The following is a 21,700-nucleotide window of genomic DNA, read 5'->3' on the forward strand; positions in this document are numbered from 1 at the left end:
TCCTTATACCTCATCTTTATTATTCGAAATTACCCAATCCTGGGCCCGCCATTTAAATAAAGCTCTGCGGTTCCATATCGATAGCAACCTGCAGACCATTACGTTGCTCACGCTGCGCATCGTCCAAAATGCCATCCAAAACCGACTGCAGTTTAGGCTCTCGCTTATATTTTAAAACAATTTGATAGTAATAACGATTTTTGATGCGGGCAATTGGTCGTGGAGTTGGTCCTAAGATAATTGTATCCGGTGACAAAGTCTGTTTAAGCTGATCGCTCAATTCAAACATTTTCTTAGCGGCAACACCCTCGTCTTTGTCACTGGCGGTTATCAAGGCCGTGAAAAAGTATGGTGGATAATTACCCATATGGCGAATCCCCATTTCCACCCGGAAGAATCGTTCGTAATCCTGTGTTTTAGCCAATTGAATGGCGTAATGATCCGGATTAAACGTTTGAATCAAGACTTCACCCGGCTTGTCAGCCCGGCCGGCACGACCGCTGACCTGTGTCAACAATTGAAAAGTCCGTTCGCTTGAACGGAAATCTGGCAGTCCCAACGCAGTATCCGCATTGAGTACGCCCACCAGTGTCACATCCGGGTAGTCTAGTCCCTTGGCAATCATTTGCGTACCCAGCAAGATATCTGCTTTGTGTTGCCCAAATGAATTGAGAAGCTTTTCATGCATCCCCTTGCGACGCGTCGTATCAACGTCCATCCGAATAATCCGTGCATCTGGCAGCAAACTATTTAACTCCGCAGCAACTTTTTCGGTACCAGAGCCATAATAGCTGATGCGTTTGCTGTGACAATTTGGACAAATTCGCGGAATTGGTTCTTCATGACCACAGTAATGACATTTCATTGTGTGACTGTCCATGTGCAATACTAGCGAGATATCACAGTTGGGACATTTTAAAACGAAGCCACAATCGCGACACATCACAAAGGAAGAAAAGCCGCGTCGATTTAGCATTAACACACTTTGTTCATGTCGTTCCAGCCGAACTTTTAACGCTTCTAGCAAAGGCGTAGAAAAGTTACTTTCCGTATGCGCTTTAAGTTGCTCACGCATGTCAATGATTTTTACTGGTGGCAATGGCTGCTGGTTGATCCGGTGTGGCAATGCCAATCGGGTATATACGTGACGTTCGGCACGCGCGCGACTTTCTAGCGATGGCGTCGCTGATCCCAAAACCACCGGGGCATGATGACGCTGAGCGCGCCATAACAACACATCGCGGGCGTGATAGCGGGGATTATCTTCTTGTTTATAACTGGTTTCATGTTCTTCATCCATCACAATCAGACCAATATTTGTCAATGGTGCAAACGCCGCCGAACGGGCGCCAACCACAACGGCTGCTTCATGTCGTTCAATACGGCGCCATTCATCATACTTTTCGCCAGCGCTTAAACCACTATGGAGCACTGCTACCTGATGTCCAAAGCGACCTTTCACCCGGTTTACCATTTGTGGCGTTAGCGCAATTTCGGGAACTAACATCAGTGCGGTCTTGTGTTTAGCCAATGCGGCTGCGATGCTTTGCAGATAAACTTCGGTTTTTCCAGAACCAGTGACACCTTGTAACAAGAACGTTTTAGGATCATGGGCATCAATCGCGTCAGTTATGGCATTAACGGCACTCTGTTGGTCAGGTTGCAAGGTTAGTGGCGCCGTCTTAGCAATTTGATGATCAGCGTATGGATCGCGATAAACCTCGCGTTCACTTAATTCAACCCACCCTTTCTTTGCGGCGGCCGTAAAATCAGCACGTGTTAATCGTTCATCTGCGAGTACATCCTGTAAGGGACGTGCTTCTTGCAAATCCATTAACCTAGTCAACACCCGCAATTGCTTAATTGCATTCGGACGGACATCCTTTCGCGCTGTTTCAATCTCGGTTGTTGATAATGATGATTTCACCCATGTGGCTGTTTTGACACGAGCACGGTCAGCAACCTGATACTCAGCATGAATAATCTGCCGCTGTTGTAACTTTGCCAATGCGTCTGTTTGTTCATCAGTTAACGAAGCTGCCGTAAAATCCAACCGCCGTTGATCATCAAATAATGAGGCTAACTGAGGATCATCAATTGATGCATCAGCAACGAGAAACTTATGACTCTTAGTCTTTAAGGCTGCCGGGAGCATCGTTTGAATAGTTGAGATACGAAATGCAAACGTATGTTGAGCCATCCAGTCACTTAACGATAGTAATTCTTCATTTAATACGGGTGCTAAATCTAATAAAGCGCCCAGTGGTTTAAGTTTGCCACTGAAAGTCTCATCTAGAGTACCTGTGTCGCTCACGGCAACAACCATGCCACCGACTTCGCGGTGACCTTGTCCAAACGGAACGGCAACGCGCATTCCGGGCTGAACCGCATCCGTCAGCGAATCTGGAATTAAATAAGAATAAGGTCGGTTCGTTTGCATTGTTGGCACATCCACAATTACCTGTGCAATTTTTGCCATCACGCGTTCCTTTCTGATCATTGCTAGTAATTGCTAGTCTTAATCTCAATTTTTGAGTTTCAATGTGTTTTTGTCTTTTCCAATTGTACCAGACATGACAAGTACTATGCCGTTTCAAGATGCCGATTTAATGCATCATAATATGAGGTGCAGTCCTGGATGATCATTTCACTAACAAAAAACCGTACAACCAGCGATTTTACGGTCAAATGCCGCGTAATAGTTTGTGTTGCACATTTAACACAGACAACTTTGATCAACATTTCACCCGTCAAACAAACTTGATCATAATAAACGCACTTTTTTCAATGAAATAAGACATTAAGGTTGAGAAGTCGCAAAATTAAATTTACGATAATAGTAGATGTATTTACATCACATACTTTTTAGGGGGTAAGGCAATATGCGTACGTTTTCAGTCCGCGTCCTCGATGACGCCTTTGAGCTCTCCTACGTACCAAACGGAAAAACAAATGCGACAAAAACAATTACCATTGTGTGCGATCCTGATGTGCCCATTGGTGAAAATCTTGAAAAGATTCGTGAAAAACTGGCCGGCATCGATTTCGATGCCGCACTGATTGAAAATCCGTTGGAATATGATTTTTCAGATACCATTATTGGGGTCAATCACCAGCGAATCGACATGGGTCTAGCATTGTCCAACATGCTGAACATCCCCGTTGTCAGTCAAGAAACGGCTAATCGTAATGGCTTAGCCGAAGCCATTGAAAACAAGCGTCAATACAATCAGTGGCACCTTGACTACTACGGCGAATATGCAGCCAAACGTAATTACGGCCAAGAAGCAATGCTCACCATTGGTAATGGCTATTATGGGTTACGGGGTGCATATTTGGCAGCTAATGCAGATGTTGACAATTACCCTGGCATGTATGTTGCCGGTTTATACAATCAGCTAACCACCAAAATCAATGGTCGTGACGTGGTGAACGAAGATTTAGTTAACTTGCCAAATGCCCAGTACCTGTCCTTTAGCATCGATCATCAAGAACCGTTTACCGTCAAAAAAGAAAACATTTCTGACATTTACCGTTCATTAGATTTACATACAGGTGTGCTCACCACAACAATGTTGGTATCCTTACCAACTGGCCACTTGCTCAAAATCTGTGCACAACGGGTCGCCGATATGAATCAGTGGCACCGTTTTGCCATCCGTTATGAAATCACACCCATGAACTTTGAAGGTACTGTCACCGTTTTCTCAAGAATCGATGGTAGCGTTACTAACGCCAATGTAGACCGTTACAAATCGTTCGATGGTCGTCATTTCGACGTTACCGAAACCACCATTAATGGCTCAAATGCTATGCTCAGCGGTCAAACCAAAACTTCCAAGGTTGCTTTTTCAATTGGCAGTCGCCTTTCAAGTCAAGAAATAACGCCATCAACAAAGATAAATGAAAGCGTTACCGATGACGTCCTCGAACAAAACTTCTCGTTCCAAGCACAAACTGGCACGACTTATGTTATTGAAAAAGCGGTTGCTATCAACACATCCTTGGAAACCAAGGATGATTTAAATAACGCTGTTACATCAGAATTAGACGGTGCCACCTTTAGCGGTATCGTGCAACAAAACGCCAGCTTCTGGAACGGAGTTTGGCAAGACAGTGATATTCAGATTGACGGGGATTTGACTGCCCAAAAGTTAACACGAGTTAACATTTATCACTTATTCGTATCTGCTTCCCCAATCAGTAATCCGCATTTAGACGCCTCTGTCGGGGCTCGTGGGCTCCATGGGGAAGCTTACCGAGGTCACGTATTCTGGGACGAATTATTCATCCTGCCTTACTACACCTTGCACACGCCATCCCTCACCCGCCAATTGCTCATGTACCGCTACAAACGTTTGGACGCTGCTAAGCAAAATGCGGCTGCTGAACATTATGACGGCGCTATGTATCCTTGGCAGTCGGCGCAATTCGGGGATGAACAGTCGCAACTGCTTCACTTTAATCCCGACAGTGGCAAATTCGATCCCGACAACAGTCGTTTGCAACGCCATGTTTCATTAGCTATTGCTTACAACGTTTGGCTTTATTACCACTCAACTAATGACACCGAGTTCATGACCAAATATGGTCTGGAAATGTTACTTGAAATTGCCCACTTCTGGTCCAGTAAGGCCGTCAAAAATGATAACGGCCGTTATGATATTAAAAATGTCATGGGTCCAGATGAGTTCCACGAAAACTATCCTAATGCCGATGAGCCTGGCCTAACAGACAATGCCTACACCAATATCATGGTAAGTTGGCTGTTTACAACTTTAGCCAACATTCATAAGGCAATGCCAGCCAAGGACTGGTCAACGGTCACAACCAAAGTCGGGCTTAACGACGATGATTTCAATCGGTTTGATGACATCGCTCATCATTTAGCATTGGACATCAATAAAGATGGGATCATCGGTCAGTTTGCTGGCTACTTTAAATTGCCAACGCTCGATTTTGAAAAATACCGTAAAAAGTATGGTAACATTTCGCGAGTTGACCGGTTGTTAAAAGCGGAAGGCAAATCACCCGATTCTTATCAGGTTGCCAAACAAGCGGATGCCTTAATGGCTTACTATAACCTAAGCTTTGACACGATTGATAATGTTCTGAAAACCTTGGGTTATAAAATGCCAGGTGAATATCTCACTAAGAACATCGAATACTACTTGGCAAGAACCACTCACGGATCAACCTTATCAAGGATCGTCTATTCAGAATTAAGTCTGATCGACGGCAACATGGATCAGTCATTTGCTTTCTTCAACACCGCTTTGCGTTCTGACTACTATGACATTCAGGGTGGAACAACTGCTGAAGGTATTCACCTCGGCGTTATGGGTGCCGTCTTAATGCTAGAATTGCGTAACTATGGTGGTGTCAATGAATTCGAATCTGAATTAGCTGTTGATCCACACTTACCAGAAGATTGGCACCGTCTCGCGTTTAGTGAACGCTTTAAGGGTGTACTATACAAGTTTAATCTCACCCACACTAGCATTCATGTGACTGTAGATAAGCCAGCTAAACTCACGGTTCGCGGGCAAGAGTTCTCAGTTACACCGGACAAACCCTTACAATTAAAAAATTAATTGCAGGTGTTCAAACGAATCATCAAAATTAAAAATTATTTGCGGAGGTTTTATTAATGACAAAGTTTGCGGATTTAAAGGGATTTATTTTTGATTTGGATGGCGTAATTACTGGTACAGCAAAGTACCACGGACAAGCGTGGCATCAACTAGCTGACGAACTTGGTGTGACCTGGACCGAAGAACTAGCTAATGGCTTAAAAGGCGTTTCCCGAATGGATTCCTTGGAAATGATTTTAAAAGCCGGCGGTAAAGAAAATGACTATACCCCTGAAGAAAAAGTTGCCTATGCAACAAAGAAAAACGACAATTATCTGTCACTCATCAAAAACATGACACCTAATGACGTCTTCCCTGGTATTAAGGAGTTTTTAGATGATTTGATTGCCAACGGTTACCAGATTTCCTTGGCTTCTGCTTCAAAAAATGCACCAACAATTTTAGGTCATATCGGTTTGTCCGACTACTTTACCAAAATTGTTGACCCTGCTACCTTGAGTAAGGGCAAGCCTGATCCAGAAATCTACACCCGGGGCGCAGAAATTCTTGGCTTAGATCCATCTGTTTGTGCTGGTGTGGAAGATGCTGCGGCCGGAGTAGCCAGTATCAATGCCGCTAACGAAACCTCGATTGGAATTGGCGATAAGCAAGAACTAAGTGCTGCTAATGTTATTTTTGCTGACACTAGTGCATTAACTCTTGATAATATCAAAGCACAAATGGACAATTAATCGACTCAAATTAATACAGGATAATAAGTTTCAAAAACGACTTACCGATTTCATAATCGATAAGTCGTTTTTTGATTATCTTAGAACATAAAACAAAAACTGCACCTATTAAGAACGCCCAAGAAACGTTGTCTTGGTAGTCTCTAAAACATGCCCCTTAATTGCCCGATAAAACTCATTTAACCAATAACCATTTTGCAGTGGCAATGTGGTATCTAAAGCGTACCCCGTGACCGTATAGACATGATCACCATTTGGCGGCGTTGGACCAACGTAATGCCGTGTAATTGCCGGATCCGTTCGGTGGATCAGGCCACCTGCCGTACTATTATTGCCTTGAACAAAGGCTTCACCTTCACGGCGACTGGCATCCTCTTTAAGTTCAGCGTGCTCAGCAGACAGATTAGCCCCAATCCAATGAATGTACGTAAATCCTGAAACGGGAATCGCGTCATCATCTAACAGTGTCCAAGCAACGGTTTTTGTACCTGCTGGTAAATCAGTGAACGTCATCGGAAATGAAATCACTGGTTGGCCTGCGTACATTTCATCCGGTTGGGCATGACGACTATAACGGTCACCAATGTACCCATTTTCAGTTGGAATTTTAATCTTCATGAATCTGCTGCTCCCTTTCTGAATGTTTTTTATCGGCATCATTTACTCGCGATGAGTTGATAGTGCCTTAAGCCGTTAACAATTCCATCCGTTGTGTTCGTCGTAGTAATGTAATCGGCGACCTTTTTATCACGGGGATTACCGTTTCCCATAACAATGGCTGTATCAACGCTAGCAAACATCTCAAGATCGTTTAGTTCATCCCCAAAAGCATAAGTATGAATACCTTCCAAATGAGCCTGTTGAAGCAATTTTTCTAATCCGCTTCGTTTGGTAACGCCACTCTTCATGGTATCCAAACAGACCGGATTATTTCGTACCAAGGTTAATTGACCGGCAAAATGCTCGTTATAGAGATCTTCTTTGTCACGGTTAAAAACATTTAAAAAGTTAATGGGATGCTTAAGGTAGTATTCCGGATCCACCGTAATCGACAAGCGTAGTGCCTTATAGTTGTTAACGATATCATCCGTTGTCTTGGTCAATGCAAAGCCTTCATTGTTGTAATAAGCAACCGCGTCACCCTGTTCATTTGCAAACGCTGTGAATGATTCGATAAGCGATTGATCAATTGCTTCGCGGAATAACTCTTTACCACGATACTGAACGTACGACCCATTGGCGCTAACCACCGTGTCAATGCCCGTTTCGTCCAATACGTCCTGAATCTCAAAGATGTTACGGCCTGTTGCAATCACTGGCAAAATATCGTGTTGCTGCATTTCCTTTATCGCAGCAATGCTTTCAGGCAGGACATTTTTTTGATCATCAAACAGTGTTCCATCTAAATCAAAAAAAACAACTGCTTTAATTTCCGTGTTCATGAGAACAACCCCCTCGTTTTCACTACCCTTTAAGCATAGCGCATTCTGGAAAAAATGACATTGTTTGACTCCCTCCAGTCAAGATTTTTTGAAGTCTCTTATTTGTGAATTGTCAGTGAGTGAAAGCCGAAGTCTTAGCCTTAGATTATTATTTATCAGGTTTCAAATGGCAGTAGCGCCAATTTTCAAGGACCAGACAGTACTAACAATCATTTAATAGAAGCCGAAACTAAAATGACCCTATTCCTACAATTTAGGAATAGAATCATCGTGTAATAAAGATTAATTTTTTAAACTGGATTTGTTGCTTAACTCTCTTTTTAAAGAACACTATTATTGAACAGTTGGTTTAGGTGTTGAAGTACCCAAGTCTTCTTCGTGGTCAGGATCAATTGTGACTTCACCAGCCTCAACCTCTTCAAGCGCCTTGCCGACAGACTTAACTGATTGATAATGTGGCAATAATTCCTGTGCGCCAGCGTCTAACTCATGTGCACGTTTGGAAGCCAACATAATCAGTGAATAACGTGAGTCAACCTTCTTTAAAAGCTTATCTACTGATGGATATAAAATCATAATTTAAGCGTCCTTCCCATTTTCCGTCTCGGTAACCTGCTTCGATTCTAACATTTGTGCATAGTCTGGGTAAACCCTAGGCACCCGCAAACGCTCCGCTCTGATAATTTCGCGGATTCGATCAACAGCAAGATCCACTTTATCATTAACAACTGCGTAATCATAGTTCCGCATCATTTTAATTTCTGTAACAGCCTGGTGAATGCGTTCGTTAATAACTGTCATGGTTTCTGTGCCACGACCAACCAGCCGTTGCTTCAATGCCATTAAATCAGGTGGGGTTAAGAATATAAAAACACCGTCAGGCATCTTCTCACGAACTTGCATGGCACCGTTGACCTCGATTTCAAGAAAAACATCTTTTCCAGAAGCTAAGGTATCCTTAACATATTGCATTGGTGTTCCGTAATAATTATCGACATACTGAGCATATTCAAGCATTTCACCGGTTTCAATGTTGTGCTCAAATGTCTCTTTGCTCACAAAAAAGTAGTCTTTCCCGTTTACCTCGCCTTCCCGTGGCTGACGAGTAGTCATTGAAATGGAGTACTGAAAATCAGTTCCTCCCTGGTCAAACATTGCTTTCCGAACTGTTCCTTTACCAACCCCTGATGGACCAGATAGAACAATTAACATTCCACGTTTCGGCATCGACTGCTTCGTTCCTTTCATCTATAACCTAAAAAAGAATTTAACAATTATTTTGCACTTTTTTGGCGTCAATTTCAAGCGTTCAACTACGACATTTGCCGCTAAATACGCCGTTTTAGAAACTTTTGCGTGAAAAGTGTCCCTTTACAAAAGCTTGTTAACAGAATTGAAATTTATGTTTGCATTTTTGAACGCGTGTTCGTATAATATAAATAGTCAAACAGACGTTCTCTATCACGAACAGATTGTCGAACGTTAGAAAAAAATTCAACTGTTTTCGTCATTTTCTTAATGACGAGCGATACGAAATTTCGGAGGCCACGACTATGGAACAATTAATGCCAAATACTTATATCAACCCTGTGATGACAAAATCAACACTTCATCATAGTATTCGCCATTCATCGGTTCTTTCACACCATAGTCGTCTCTCTTTTGGTCAGCGTATTAGAAGCTTTTTCACGGCAGAACGTGGCGATACACTACGTCATCCACAGTTTTCGTCTGACGTGATTATTGCCCATCTTGATCGTGCGCTTAAACAGCATGCAGTTGTCTCAATCATGTTAAACCAACCATCAAACCCGTTTGCCAAGAAACTCACGACAGTTACTGGTACTCTTAGGCAGGACCAAGACATTCTGACGATTACCAATCACGCAACTGGCAAAACTTATTTAGTTTTACCAGAACAAATTCGTCAAATCTGTTTCGGCTTGATGGTCGCTTAAACCTTAGCGACCATTGATTACAGATTTGAAGAATGACATTACACCAGTTGTATAAAATAAAGCACTTGCGTTAACAGTTCCTGAGTATCTAATCAGGAACTGTTAACGCAAGTGCTTTTTATTTTCGTTTAATTTTAAATATCGTCAGCCCAACTACTGTACCTTATGATTCAGCTAACTGCTTTTTTTCTGCATCTGCCATTTTCAACAACTCTGAGGCGTGTTCAGTTGTCAATTTTGTCACAGTCGTGCCGGCCAGCATCCGTGCTAGTTCAGTTACCCGTTTAGCAGTTGTCAACTTATCAACACTGGTCTTAGTGCGTCCCTTGTTGATCTGCTTCTGAATATAAAATTGATGATCCGCAATCGCGGCAACTTGTGGTAAGTGAGTGATGCACAAAACTTGAGAGTGGCGACCAATTACCATAATTTTCTCAGCAATGGCCTGAGCAACCCGCCCCGAAACACCAGTATCCACTTCATCAAAAATAATACTTGTCACACCTTGATTTTCAGAAAAAATCGTCTTCAACGCCAGCATCATCCGCGAAAGTTCTCCGCCAGAGGCAGTTTTGGCCAATGGCTTGGGATCTTCACCAGGGTTTGTTTGAATATAGAATTCAACGTTATCAATCCCAGTCGTAAAAAATGGCGTTTCTTCATGTTTCAAAAACCGTACACCAAAAACGGCCTTCTCCATATAGAGAGCTTTCAATTGTTCGTGAACATCTTCCTCTAATTGCTTAGCCAATTTTTGTCGCATTTCACTAAGCTCATTGCCTGCTTTTTGCACCGCAGTCTTAGCCTTGTTCAACTGGGTCATCAGTGTCTGATCATCATCCTGATCACCCTGCATACGATCCAATTCAACTTTGATTTTATCGAAATAGGCCAACACCTTAGGTACAGAATCGCCATACTTACGCTTTAATTGGTGAATAACCTCCAGACGTGCTTCGATTTCGTCTAAACGTCCTTCATCAAACTCCTGATTATCAAGTTGTGAAGAAAGACCATTAGTTGCATCCTGAAGCCCATAGTAGGCACTCGCAATTGTGTCAGACAATGCCTGATATTCAGGATCTAATGTGGCGATTTCTTGCATAGCTGCCATTGCGACACCAATACGATCCAAGGCTGAACCATCTTCACCACCATCAATGGCTTCATGACTGCTTTCTAAGGCTGTCACAATTTTTTGATAATTGGCCAAACGGTCTCTTTCTGTAATCAACGTGTCCTCTTCATCGGGCGACAGATTGGCATCTTCAATTTCTTGCACCTGAAATGTCAACATATCGACTCGCTGCGCCCATTCTTGGGCGTGGTCACGTTTGTCAATTGCCAGCTTACGCAATCGCCGGTATTCATCATATTTATCTGTATACGTTTGCTTCAACTTAGCTAAAGCGCTAGGTCTATACTCATCTAACAACTGCAAGTGCTTTTCTGGCTGCATCAATTCTTGATGTTCGTTCTGACCATGAATATCGACCATTGTCTCCCCAATGCGTTTGAGGGTGGTGGTATTAACTAATGTGCCATTAACACGACTAGTATTATGTCCGTTTTTATTCAGTTCTCGATCGATAACCACTTGTTGATCGGCATGATCAATACCAAGGTCTGACAACACTTCAAAAGTGACAGAAGACTTTGGTAGCACGAATAATCCCTGTATCGACGCTTTGGTTGCCCCTTTACGAATAAAGTCAACGGAAGCGCGGCCACCGGCCAGTAAACCAACAGCGTCAATAATAATGGATTTACCTGCACCTGTTTCACCAGTCAGAACACTCATTCCATCATCAAAGGCAATATTCAATTTTTCAATAATTGCAAAGTTCCTAATGGATAATTCCTGTAGCATTCCTTGCTCCTTAAGCCCTCGTTTAGGGACCCTATCGTGGTATGTCTAAAACTTAACTTATTCCGCACCCAACTCGGCGAGTTTTGAACGAACTTGCACAGCATGATCAATCGTTGAGGCAATAATCAAAACGGTACTGTCATCGCTTAACACACCAAAAACCTCATCATAATTCATCTGTTTGATTAAACTAGCAATAACCGGGCCGTTTCCTGGCAGCACATTAAGCAAACAAAATTGATTATTAATGGTCATATCAATAACATTGCCATTTAAGTTTCGTCGCAACTTACTCTCACCATCGATTGGTCGGTCGCTAGAAAATGTGTAATACGTGCGCCCATTTTCGTCAGGCACTTTAATCAATTGCATCTCAGTGATATCTCGCGAGATTGTCGCTTGTGTAACATCAAGTCCCTCTCGGTCTAACAAAAGCACCAGTTCTGTCTGTGTATGAACAGCATTATTAACGATAACGCGCCGAATGATTGCCTGCCGTTCCCGTTTTTTCATGAACGATCCACCCTCTACTTTTGATTCAGTTGGGCATAAGCTGACGTCAACGTTTCCTTCACGGACACATTTGGCGACAGTTGTCCCTCTCCGTCTGTGTTCACAAGATGGATTAAGAACTCGATGTTTCCTTCGCCACCCTTAATTGGTGAAAAATCCAGTCCTGTAACAGAATAACCTGTTGCCAATGAAAAGGAGACAATATCATTCAGAACAGATTCATGCACATTTGGGTCTTTAACAATGCCGTGCTTACCAACGTAATTTTTACCTGCCTCGAATTGTGGTTTAATCAACGCAACCACTTCGCCTTGAGGCTGCAAAATTGTTTTCAAGTTAGGCAAGATGCGATGTAGTGAAATAAAGGATACGTCAATACTAGCAAATGTTGGCCGACCAAAGGTAAAGTCCGCAGGTTTCGAATAACGGAAATTCGTATGTTCCATAACAACGACACGCGGATCTTCGCGTAACTTCCACACCAACTGATTGCTGCCAACATCTAGTGCATATGAGCGGACGGCACCATTCTGTAACATAACGTCGGTGAAACCACCCGTGGAAGAACCAATGTCTAGCACTGTTTGGCCAGTTACATCAATGTTAAACACTTTAAGTGCTTTGGCTAGTTTAAAACCGCCTCGGCTCACGTACGGCATCGGATCGCCTTTAATATGCAATTCCGTATCTGTTGGAATTCGCTCACCCGGTTTATCTAATCGTTCTTCATTTTTTCCTAGCACCTCACCGGCCATTACTGCCCGTTTGGCCTGCTCACGAGACGTGAATACTCCCTGCTCAACAAGCAGGATGTCGACACGTTGTTTTTCCATGTGTTTTTCCCTTTCTAACCCTCAAAATAACTCAAGAACGCGCTAAGGATGTTTCCATCAGCACCACTGTCTGACAGCGCATCACAAGCCTGCCGAGCATCCTCAATACTGGCGTTTAACGCTTGCCGTGCAGCAGGTAACCCAATCAACCGTGGATAGGTGTTTTTGCCCTCAACCTCATCCTTATTAGGCGTCTTGCCTAGCTGCTCAGCCGTTGCAGTTTCATCTAAAATATCATCATAAATTTGAAATGCCAAACCAAACGCTGCGCCGAAACGAGCAAAATGTTGACATTGTTCCGCCGTTGCGTGACCCATGACGGCGCCCGCCATAACCGCGTACTCCAAGAGTGCACCCGTTTTACGTTTGTGTAACGCTTGTAATTGAGCCAGTGGAATCCGCTTGCCAGTAGTTGAAACATCTTCTACTTGCCCTGCAACCATTCCTTTAGGCCCTGCTGCAACAGCTAATTTTTGCACCAAACGAATTGTGATTGAAGCATCTAACGGTGCTGTCGCTAGCCAGTCAAAGGCCAACGCTTGAAGTCCGTCACCGGCCAAGATAGCAATATCCTCGCCAAACACTTTATGATTTGTTGCTTGACCACGACGTAAATCATCATTATCCATCGCGGGCAAATCGTCGTGAATTAACGAATACGTGTGTAACAATTCGACAGCCACCGCTGCTTGCATTTCAGCTGCCGTAATTTCTTTATTCAAACTCACTATTGTTGCCAGCGTCAGTAATGGTCGTAACCGTTTGCCACCGGCCTTAACGGAATAAGCCATTGATTGACCTAGCAACGACTGATTAGCACTGGTTGCTAATTTTTCATCCAACAACCGATTGATTTTTGGCACATATTCTTGTTCGAAACTACGTAATTGTTTATTCATGATTTGTTGCCGAATCGGGAGCAGCCTCAAAATCAACTTCTTGACCAGTATCATTCATCATCTTGGTCAACGTTTTTTCTGCATTGTCCAAAGTATCTTGTAACTGCTTACTCAACGTAACCCCTTGTTGAAATTGAGTTAGCGCTGTTTCTAGCGGTACGTCACCTTGCTCCAATTTTGTTACGATTGCTTGAAGCGCTGTAAGGTTTTCTTCAAACGTTGGTTGTGCCTTTTTTTCCTCTGCCATGTTAGTCTTTCTCCTTATCCACGCTATTTATTGTAGCCGCCGCTTGACCATCTGCTAAGTGCAACGTAACGGCCTGCTTTTCAGACAGTTGATCAACTGTTTTAACAACTTGACCTTCAGCCGTCACATAACTATACCCGCGCGTCATAATTTTTAGTGGACTCAATAAATCCAGTTGATTAATCAGAGCATGTAACTGCGTTTTTTTCGTTTTGATCATATTAACACTCACACTAAGAAGCTCATGACTTAATGCATCGGTCTGTTGACGACCATTTTTCACACGAGCCGTTAACAAATGCGTACTCAAGCGGGCCCGAACAGTTGCTACCTGCTGTTGCTTGCCATTCAACAGCTGACGTTGATCATTAACTAACTGATCGGTAAGCTGTGCAACACGCTGCGTATAACCTTCGTACAAACGCTGTGGCTGCGTGAATACGTAAGATTGGCGAACTTGTTTTAACCGCTGACGATCTAACTGAATTTGGCTAGTCATCGCTTGAAATAACCGACCCTGTAATTGCGAAATGGCCAACAATGTTTCTGACAACACAGGTGTAGCTAACTCGGCAGCCGCAGTGGGCGTAGCTGCTCGCACATCCGCTACTAAATCGGCAATTGTCGTATCCGTTTCATGGCCCACTGACGAGATGACAGGGATTTCGCTAGCGGCAATTGCACGCGCTACGCGTTCCTCGTTGAATGGCCACAAATCTTCTATAGAACCACCACCACGACCAATAATCAGGGTGTCAAATGTGCCAAGTTCATTCACCTGTTGAATACGGCGGACAATATCATCTGCCGCTGCATCACCCTGAACTAGCGCTGGAAACAACACAAGCTGGGCAATGGGATAACGTCTGCGAGTAGTTGTAATGATATCACGAATGACAGCCCCAGATGGACTAGTAATAACCGCAATACGCTTTGGGTACTTAACCAACGGCCGTTGACGACGTTCGAACAAACCTTCACTGGCTAGCTTACGCTTTAATTGTTCATAAGCTTGGTACAAGGCACCGACACCATCTGGTTCCATCCGCTCTACATAAATTTGATAACTACCGGATGGCTCGTACAGCGAAATCCGCCCGGTCACAAGAACTTTCATGCCTTCTTCAGGTTGAAACTTCACTTTTGCAAAAGCGGATTTAAACATAATTGCATTAATTTTGGCATGGTCATCTTTCAAACTGAAATATTGATGGGCGTTCGGTCGCGGACGAAAATTGGAAATTTCTCCTGTTAGATACACACGACCAAGGTAAGGATCAGCATCAAATTTTCGTTTAAGGTAACGTGTCAACGTTGTAACGGATAGATAATCTTCACGATCTGCCATTTAATCCACCACTTGTCCGGTTTGCCATGCTGCTAACTGAATCGTTTGTTGCATTAACGTCGCAATCGTCATCGGACCAACGCCACCAGGTACGGGTGTCAAATAACCAGCAACGTCCTCAACATCCTTTGCAACATCACCCGTGAGTTGACCATTTTCGTCACGATTCATGCCCACATCAATGACGACAGCGCCTGGCTTAATCATTTCACGAGTGATTAAATCAGCCTGTCCAACCGCCACAATGACAATATCTGCAGAACGGGTTAGCCCCGCTAAATCTGTCGTATGCCGATGAGCCAATGTTACCGTCGCATTAGCGTTATTAAGCAACGCTAATAATGGTTTGCCAACTAATCGGCTACGCCCGACCATCACGACGCGTTTACCTGGTAGTGAAATCTGATATTGAGAAAGTAGCGTCATGATGCCCTTCGGCGTGCACGCAACAGGAAAGTTCTCACCAACTTGAGCAAACAATTGACCCAAGTTTTCGGGGTGCAGACCGTCAACATCTTTGCGTGGATCAATCGCCATCACCACCGCCTCCTCATCAAGGTGGCTAGGCAATGGTGATTGTACCAAGATCGCATGAATTTGCGGATCCTCATTGTAGCGCTGGACTAGGGCAATGACCTCGGCTTGTGAAGCATCGGCCGGCAAATGCTTCACAACAGAATTAAACTGCAACTTGGCAGCTTTACGTTCCTTATTTCGAACGTAAATGGCACTGGCAGGATCATCCCCCACCATAATGACAGCTAATCCCGGAATGACACCTTTTTGCGTCAACTTCCGTGTTTGCTCAGCAGACTGCGCATTTATTTTTTTAGCGGTCGCACGACCATCAATTTTTATTGCTGTCATAAAACTGCCCCTAACTTTTTAAATTCACACTTTTATTCGTTCATACTGAATAATTTTAACACATTCACTGTGTGTTTTAGATACTCATTACATACGCATTTTCGTTGAGAAATTAACGAAGAAGCATAAAAAAGATGCCATTAATTCAGACCACATAGTCTCAATTAATGACATCGTTATTCAACTTTATTCCGCAGAAGAAGCATCTGCTTTATCAAAAAGCTTTGATAAAACCCCGTTAATGAATCGTCGTGAATTGTCATCAGAAAATTCTTTTGCCAACTCCAAGGCTTCATTAAGAGCGACACGTGTGGGAACTTCAGCAGAGTACTCCATCTCATACAGACCCAATCTTAAAATAATTAAATCAGGATTGGCCAATCGAGAAATGGACCACTTGTTTGCTAACAATGGACTAATCTGTTCATCAAGTTCAGCTTCCTTTTCAGTCACACCATTTACCAATGTGACTAAATACTCAGGCACCACAGTGGGTTGATCTGATTGACTAGGAATTAATTGACGATACAGATCTTCCACATTCGCATCTGCATTCATATGTTTTGCAAACAACACTTGAAATGCAATTTTTCTAATCTGATGTCTATTTAAGCTCACTACAAGTCACCATCTTTGCTGGTCGTTTGTTCGTCGTCGCCAGCGGCAGCGGCGCGGTCACCAAAAATGTCATCTGGATCAATATCAGAATCATTTTTTTCTGGAACGATACCAACAATGTGAACATTAACCTCACCCATTGGCAGTTCCGTCATCAAAGTAACTTGTTGTTTGACCTTATCCTGCATTTCCAAGGCTACCTTAGGCACATTAACACCATAGTCTAGGTAGACAAAGACGTCAGCAGAAATCTCGCCATCGTTAACGCTCAGCTTGACACCCTTGCTGTGTTCAGTACGGCCAAACAACTCCGAAACATTATTCGCAATCGTACCACGCATCCGGTTAACACCGTCTACTTGGCTAGCCGCAACACCAACGATAATCTCCAGAACATCCGATGCAATTTCAATGCTACCTAGTGCATCAGCTGGTTGATTTAAGGTAATGTTATTGACTTCAGGCATAATGGCCTCCAATCCAAACTAAGCTCTTGAAACGTAAGAACCGTCCTGTGTGTTGATGATCAATTTATCATCTGCATTCACGAAGAATGGTACTTGAACAACTAAACCAGTTTCCATTGTTGCTGGCTTTGAGCCACCAGTAGCAGTATCGCCACGAATGCCGGGTTCAGTTTCTTTAACCGTTAAAGTAACCGTGTTTGGTACTTCAACACCCAAAATTTCGTTACCAAATGAGGTTACGCTAACTTCCATGTTTTCCAACAGGTACTTAGCAGCATTTTTCATCTGTTCGTTTGGAATTGAAACTTGGTCATAAGTTTCAGTGTTCATGAAGACGTAGTTCGAACCATCGTTGTACAAATATTGCATGGTAGCTTGGCTGATTTCAGCCAATTCCATTTTTGCACCGGCACGGAAAGTCTTTTCTTGAACGGCACCTGTCCGCAAGTTCTTTAACTTTGAACGCACAAAGGCGCCACCCTTACCGGGCTTAACATGCTGAAATTCAACGATCCGCCAAATAGCGTGATCAACTTCAATCGTCAGACCATTTTTAAAGTCTGCAGTAGAGATTGACATAATTGTTCCTCCTAAAGGCATATTGGGCACACAAAACGCCCAAATATGACACTTGTTAAAATTCATTCTTGTTCAGTATACAGTAACGCATCCCGTCGTTGCAATAGTTGGCAATTTTAAACGACTACAAAATCTTTAAGTCCTTTGAAGAGGTTGTTAACACCTCAGCACCGTTTTCCGTCACCAAAACATCATCTTCCAACCTAACGCCACCAAGGTTTGGCAGATAAATCCCTGGTTCAACAGTGATTACCTGGTTAGCTTGAATGGCATAAGGAATTCTTGGTCCGTAAACTTGAGGTTCTTCATGAATATTCAAACCAATGCCATGTCCCATGCCGTGATTAAACTCGGCGCCATATCCGGCCGCCTTAATCAAATCACGACCTGCAGCATCCAATTGAGCGCCGGTTGCGCCAGGCTTGATTACATCAATAACTGCCTGGTTAGCCGTCTTAGTTAGATTATAAATATCCACTAACTCGGGATCTGGTTGCCCCAACGCAAACGTGCGAGTGATGTCAGACGTATAGTCGTCGAAGTAGAAGCCAAAATCAACAGTAACTAATTCGCCCTTAGCGAGCTTCTTTGTTGTGGCTGACCCATGTGGTTCTGCAGAACGATAGCCGCTGGCCACAATTGTATCAAACGAAGGCCCGGTCGAACCATGCGCGCGCATCCAAGCATCCAACTTATTGGCCACTTCAATTTCCGTCATGCCAACGTGAACATTCGGCAACAGCGCATCATAACCTTCACATGACAAACGAATCGCACGACGTAACTTAGCAATCTCGTCAGCATCTTTAATTTCTCGTAAATGATCCACCACTGCATGTAGTCCAACAAAATCAGCGGCAAGTTGCTCATCTAACATAGACCAAATAACGTATGGTAATGTGTCTTCAAACCCGATCACACTAAGATTTTGGTCTGCAGCTAGCTTAACAACTGTTCCATAATAGTCCCGCGTAATCATTAATGTGATTTGTGGATCTAATTCAGCCTTCATTTCGGTTTCATACCGAGCATCGGTAATCATAAAAGACTGATCGCCAGTAATTAATAAACATCCGTCACCACCAACATTAGCAAAACCTGTTAAATAGTGTAGATTAAACTCATCCGTGACCAAAAAAGCATCTAAATGTAATTGATCCAAAACACCTTGAACCTTAGCAACCCGTTTTTGTCCCATGCTATCGCTCCTCATCACTAATTAAATCAAACAAAAAACGGCCACAATGCCTTAACATTATGCCCGTTTATTGATCGATTGTTATTCTGCTGCTTCAGCGGCAGGGTAAACGGACACCTGACGGCGATCCTTACCTTTACGTTCAAACTTAACAACACCATCTGTCAAAGCAAACAGTGTGTCATCACCACCACGACCAACATTCATACCTGGCAGAATGTGAGTTCCGCGTTGACGGTAGATGATGGAACCAGCGTTGATCTTTTGACCGTCGGCACGTTTAGTACCTAAACGACGACCAGCAGAGTCGCGACCGTTGGCAGTAGATCCGCCCCCTTTATGGTGAGCGAAAAATTGTAAGTTCATATCCAATAACATGTGGTTACACCTCCATTAGTTAATGTGACCATCACTAATCGTAACGAATTGAGTGTATTTCTGTGCAACTTGCGTCATGCCTAAAATAAATGTGGCTAAAATTGTTTCAACTGCTTGATTGCGATCATTGATAATCACTTCCAAGAAGCCACCATTGTCATCATCTGATGAAACTGTCGGGTGAACCCCAGCAATTTCATCCAGTGCGTTAACAGTGGTAATCGCCAGCACGGAGGCTGCCGCACAAACAATATCTTCACCATAATCACCAGCATCTGCATGGCCAGTCATAACAAACCGAACCGGTTGGCGCTTAGCATTTCTCGAAATATCAACTTTAATCATAATAGCTTAGCGTGGTTTCGTAGTTGTTTACTTGTCTGCGTCAGCGCTCTTTGATGAAGTTGCGCCGGCAATTTCATCAATCATGACACGCGTATAAGGTTGACGGTGACCTGTCTTAGTGTGTTGGTTCTTCTTAGGCTTGTACTTGAAAGTAACAACTTTCTTTTCCTTGCCTTGCTTTTCAACAGTTCCAGTAACTGAAGCACCATCAACATATGGTGTTCCGATCTTAATGGAACGGCTAGCAACTAACACAACTTCGTCAAAAGTAACTTTGTCGCCTTCCTTTGCATCAAGCTTTTCAACAAAGATAGGTGAACCCTTTTCAACCTTGTATTGCTTACCACCAGTTTTAATAATTGCGTACACGTTGTGCACCTCCTTAAAAGTTTCTTAGACTCGCCAAAGATAAGCGTTTCACTGCCTAAACAGAGAAAACTTAAAACTTATTTTGCGCGGTTGCAGTGTGGGAAGTCCACAAATACAACAATAAGAGTTTACCAGAGAAGACCCGGTGCGTCAAATGCTTCAAGTCCTTTTTCTGGCAAAACATCTCAGTCGTTTTTAATTGTAACAAAAAACGCAGTGGAAACACACTGGTTTCACACTACGTTAAGGAGCTAATAGTCGATTTTTCAAACAAACTAATGCTGACGATGATCTGGTTGAGCGGTTGTACGGTTAGTTGACAGATGCGATGCTGACGAACGACCCATCAATTCCCACACGCCACTTCCGATCAAAACAATGGATAAAATCAATACGGCAAGCATCTAAAAACCTCCCTTAACTTGATTAAGTATCTGTTTCCAGTTTATCAATCACAGAGGCTCATATTCAATTTTTAAGCCTTCTTAAGAGATTTATGTCATCTTTTACCAAATCGTTAATAAACGGTTACTCCTGTGTACCGATTTTATAGAGTTCTGTGTCTGCGTTGGTGTCTTTTCGCATCTGTGTTTCAATCTTGCTACGTTGTTGAACTGAATTACCGATTGAAAATGAGGCTAAGTCGAACACAATACGGAAATTAGCATGAAATTGAGATGCAACCTCATCGTCAAAATTGTATTGCTTGCTAACCGCTGCTTTGACAATGCCCTTCACACCTGTTGCACCATCCCCTAGGGCAACCCCTAATTGGTTTTTCTGTGCTTCACTAAGTCCAGGACGCAACTCCTGATTCAGCTTGTCAGCAGCCTTATACACAGTATTGGCGCTTTTATCATCATCATACCGAAATTTTTGTAGCGCCGTTACCAATGTTTTGATATCGTCATTTTCCGATTGAACCCGTTCGTACTTTTTCTCCGAAACCTGAACGCCTGCATAACTTTTCTGACCACAAGCCGCTAGTGTAATCAATAACCCCAAAACGGCAAATGTTGCCACAATCTTCTTCCACATGTGAACACTCCTCAATAAGCGAACTTCAAACTAGACTCATTGTACCAAAAAAGACGCCTTGACCGGAACTCAGCGACTTATTTTTAAAGTTCCTTTAGGGCTCAAAATAGAAATCAAGAAAAATGCTGACCTATGTTCCAGAAATTAAAAAAATTGTTTTCTTGAATACGAGGCCAAAATAAAAAAGAATTGCTGTTGAGAGCAATCCCTGTTTGTACTATAGCCAAATTTAGTAGCTTATTTTAAAACGAAAAAGCATACTTATGGTAGATTGCAAATTTAATCCGAATTTTTTGACAAATTAGTCAGCATCACTTGGTAAGGTGTTTGCCAGTTAAGTACTTTAAGGGGGCGTTGGTTAATTTCGAGTAACGTCGTTGTTAAATCTTGAGCACTAATGTGCTCA

General features: G+C 43.0%; 24 protein-coding genes, 1 pseudogene and 1 other annotated feature. Of the genes and pseudogenes, 3 read left to right on the top strand and 22 right to left on the bottom strand.

The features are described from left to right. Window positions 1-52: 52 nt before the first annotated feature. The gene (gene priA, locus GB992_RS04645) at window positions 53-2,479 is read right to left on the bottom strand and encodes a primosomal protein N' (RefSeq protein WP_161001419.1); all 2,427 of its coding nucleotides are present in this window, start codon (window positions 2,477-2,479) and stop codon (window positions 53-55) included. Window positions 2,480-2,882: 403 nt separating this feature from the next. Between priA and GB992_RS04650 the strand changes: the two genes are divergently transcribed. Together GB992_RS04650 and pgmB are read left to right on the top strand one after the other, a co-directional pair. Then, on the top strand, window positions 2,883-5,594 hold the full coding sequence (locus GB992_RS04650) for a glycoside hydrolase family 65 protein (RefSeq protein ID WP_161001420.1): 2,712 nt from the start codon (window positions 2,883-2,885) through the stop codon (window positions 5,592-5,594). Between the two features lie 56 nt (window positions 5,595-5,650). After that, the gene (gene pgmB, locus GB992_RS04655) at window positions 5,651-6,325 is read left to right on the top strand and encodes a beta-phosphoglucomutase (RefSeq protein WP_017261775.1); all 675 of its coding nucleotides are present in this window, start codon (window positions 5,651-5,653) and stop codon (window positions 6,323-6,325) included. Between the two features lie 108 nt (window positions 6,326-6,433). On the opposite strand, the gene GB992_RS04660 is transcribed toward pgmB, so the two are convergent. From GB992_RS04660 to gmk, 4 genes are all read right to left on the bottom strand, one after another. Beyond that, window positions 6,434-6,943: a YbhB/YbcL family Raf kinase inhibitor-like protein gene (locus GB992_RS04660; protein ID WP_161001421.1), complete on the bottom strand. Its 510-nt coding sequence runs from the start codon at window positions 6,941-6,943 to the stop codon at window positions 6,434-6,436. A 38-nt stretch (window positions 6,944-6,981) separates the two neighbouring features. Further along, window positions 6,982-7,767, bottom strand: a complete 786-nt coding sequence (locus GB992_RS04665) for a Cof-type HAD-IIB family hydrolase (protein ID WP_161001422.1) — start codon at window positions 7,765-7,767, stop codon at window positions 6,982-6,984. A 333-nt stretch (window positions 7,768-8,100) separates the two neighbouring features. After that, a complete protein-coding gene (gene rpoZ / locus GB992_RS04670) occupies window positions 8,101-8,343 on the bottom strand; it encodes a DNA-directed RNA polymerase subunit omega (protein WP_017261772.1) in 243 nt (80 codons plus the stop codon). 3 nt (window positions 8,344-8,346) lie between these two features. After that, entirely contained in the window at window positions 8,347-8,994 is a 648-nt protein-coding gene (gmk, locus tag GB992_RS04675) for a guanylate kinase (RefSeq protein WP_017261771.1), read from the bottom strand. A 326-nt stretch (window positions 8,995-9,320) separates the two neighbouring features. Between gmk and GB992_RS04680 the strand changes: the two genes are divergently transcribed. After that, window positions 9,321-9,725, top strand: a complete 405-nt coding sequence (locus GB992_RS04680) for a hypothetical protein (protein WP_161001423.1) — start codon at window positions 9,321-9,323, stop codon at window positions 9,723-9,725. A gap of 163 nt (window positions 9,726-9,888) precedes the next feature. Here the strand turns inward: GB992_RS04680 and recN are convergent, their stop codons facing one another. From recN to GB992_RS04760, 17 genes and pseudogenes are all read right to left on the bottom strand, one after another. Then, window positions 9,889-11,595 (bottom strand): DNA repair protein RecN, encoded by a 1,707-nt coding sequence (gene recN / locus GB992_RS04685; RefSeq protein WP_161001424.1) that lies wholly within the window; start codon window positions 11,593-11,595, stop codon window positions 9,889-9,891. Window positions 11,596-11,652: 57 nt separating this feature from the next. Then, on the bottom strand, window positions 11,653-12,108 hold the full coding sequence (locus GB992_RS04690) for an arginine repressor (protein WP_161001425.1): 456 nt from the start codon (window positions 12,106-12,108) through the stop codon (window positions 11,653-11,655). Between the two features lie 14 nt (window positions 12,109-12,122). Continuing rightward, window positions 12,123-12,941, bottom strand: coding sequence for a TlyA family RNA methyltransferase (locus GB992_RS04695; RefSeq protein WP_161001426.1), 819 nt, complete (start codon window positions 12,939-12,941; stop codon window positions 12,123-12,125). A gap of 14 nt (window positions 12,942-12,955) precedes the next feature. Beyond that, window positions 12,956-13,840: a polyprenyl synthetase family protein gene (locus tag GB992_RS04700; protein WP_161001427.1), complete on the bottom strand. Its 885-nt coding sequence runs from the start codon at window positions 13,838-13,840 to the stop codon at window positions 12,956-12,958. Then, on the bottom strand, window positions 13,833-14,087 hold the full coding sequence (locus tag GB992_RS04705; protein ID WP_161001428.1) for an exodeoxyribonuclease VII small subunit: 255 nt from the start codon (window positions 14,085-14,087) through the stop codon (window positions 13,833-13,835). The genes GB992_RS04700 and GB992_RS04705 overlap by 8 nt, the downstream gene beginning before the upstream one ends. Before the next feature lies 1 nt (window position 14,088). Next, on the bottom strand, window positions 14,089-15,435 hold the full coding sequence (xseA, locus tag GB992_RS04710; RefSeq protein WP_161001429.1) for an exodeoxyribonuclease VII large subunit: 1,347 nt from the start codon (window positions 15,433-15,435) through the stop codon (window positions 14,089-14,091). Then, window positions 15,436-16,302, bottom strand: coding sequence for a bifunctional methylenetetrahydrofolate dehydrogenase/methenyltetrahydrofolate cyclohydrolase FolD (gene folD / locus GB992_RS04715; protein ID WP_161001430.1), 867 nt, complete (start codon window positions 16,300-16,302; stop codon window positions 15,436-15,438). It abuts the gene before it with no gap. Window positions 16,303-16,488: 186 nt separating this feature from the next. After that, the gene (gene nusB, locus GB992_RS04720) at window positions 16,489-16,920 is read right to left on the bottom strand and encodes a transcription antitermination factor NusB (RefSeq protein WP_017261762.1); all 432 of its coding nucleotides are present in this window, start codon (window positions 16,918-16,920) and stop codon (window positions 16,489-16,491) included. Beyond that, window positions 16,920-17,387 carry an Asp23/Gls24 family envelope stress response protein gene (locus GB992_RS04725; protein ID WP_017261761.1) on the bottom strand — a complete coding sequence of 156 codons (468 nt, stop codon included), beginning with the start codon at window positions 17,385-17,387 and terminating at the stop codon, window positions 16,920-16,922. Before GB992_RS04725 ends, nusB begins: the two co-directional genes overlap by 1 nt. Before the next feature lie 18 nt (window positions 17,388-17,405). Beyond that, the gene (gene efp / locus GB992_RS04730) at window positions 17,406-17,966 is read right to left on the bottom strand and encodes an elongation factor P (protein ID WP_017261760.1); all 561 of its coding nucleotides are present in this window, start codon (window positions 17,964-17,966) and stop codon (window positions 17,406-17,408) included. Between the two features lie 124 nt (window positions 17,967-18,090). Then, window positions 18,091-19,164, bottom strand: a complete 1,074-nt coding sequence (locus tag GB992_RS04735) for a M24 family metallopeptidase (protein WP_161001431.1) — start codon at window positions 19,162-19,164, stop codon at window positions 18,091-18,093. Between the two features lie 81 nt (window positions 19,165-19,245). Next, window positions 19,246-19,542: a 50S ribosomal protein L27 gene (rpmA, locus tag GB992_RS04740; RefSeq protein WP_017261758.1), complete on the bottom strand. Its 297-nt coding sequence runs from the start codon at window positions 19,540-19,542 to the stop codon at window positions 19,246-19,248. 15 nt (window positions 19,543-19,557) lie between these two features. Continuing rightward, complete coding sequence (locus tag GB992_RS04745) at window positions 19,558-19,887, bottom strand: ribosomal-processing cysteine protease Prp (RefSeq protein ID WP_161001432.1); 330 nt, start codon at window positions 19,885-19,887, stop codon at window positions 19,558-19,560. A 27-nt stretch (window positions 19,888-19,914) separates the two neighbouring features. Then, window positions 19,915-20,256 (bottom strand): 50S ribosomal protein L21, encoded by a 342-nt coding sequence (gene rplU, locus GB992_RS04750; RefSeq protein ID WP_017261756.1) that lies wholly within the window; start codon window positions 20,254-20,256, stop codon window positions 19,915-19,917. A gap of 16 nt (window positions 20,257-20,272) precedes the next feature. Continuing rightward, window positions 20,273-20,358, bottom strand: a sequence feature (ribosomal protein L21 leader region). A 173-nt stretch (window positions 20,359-20,531) separates the two neighbouring features. Then, a complete protein-coding gene (locus GB992_RS11850; RefSeq protein ID WP_284142927.1) occupies window positions 20,532-20,660 on the bottom strand; it encodes a hypothetical protein in 129 nt (42 codons plus the stop codon). 124 nt (window positions 20,661-20,784) lie between these two features. Then, on the bottom strand, window positions 20,785-21,294 hold the full coding sequence (locus GB992_RS04755) for an LptM family lipoprotein (protein WP_161001433.1): 510 nt from the start codon (window positions 21,292-21,294) through the stop codon (window positions 20,785-20,787). Window positions 21,295-21,573: 279 nt separating this feature from the next. Continuing rightward, window positions 21,574-21,700, bottom strand: a pseudogene (locus GB992_RS04760) (IS30 family transposase); the annotation flags it as partial.

The sequence above is a fragment of the Furfurilactobacillus milii genome, from assembly GCF_009863985.1.
In the GTDB taxonomy this organism is placed as follows: Bacteria; Bacillota; Bacilli; order Lactobacillales; family Lactobacillaceae; genus Furfurilactobacillus; species Furfurilactobacillus milii_A.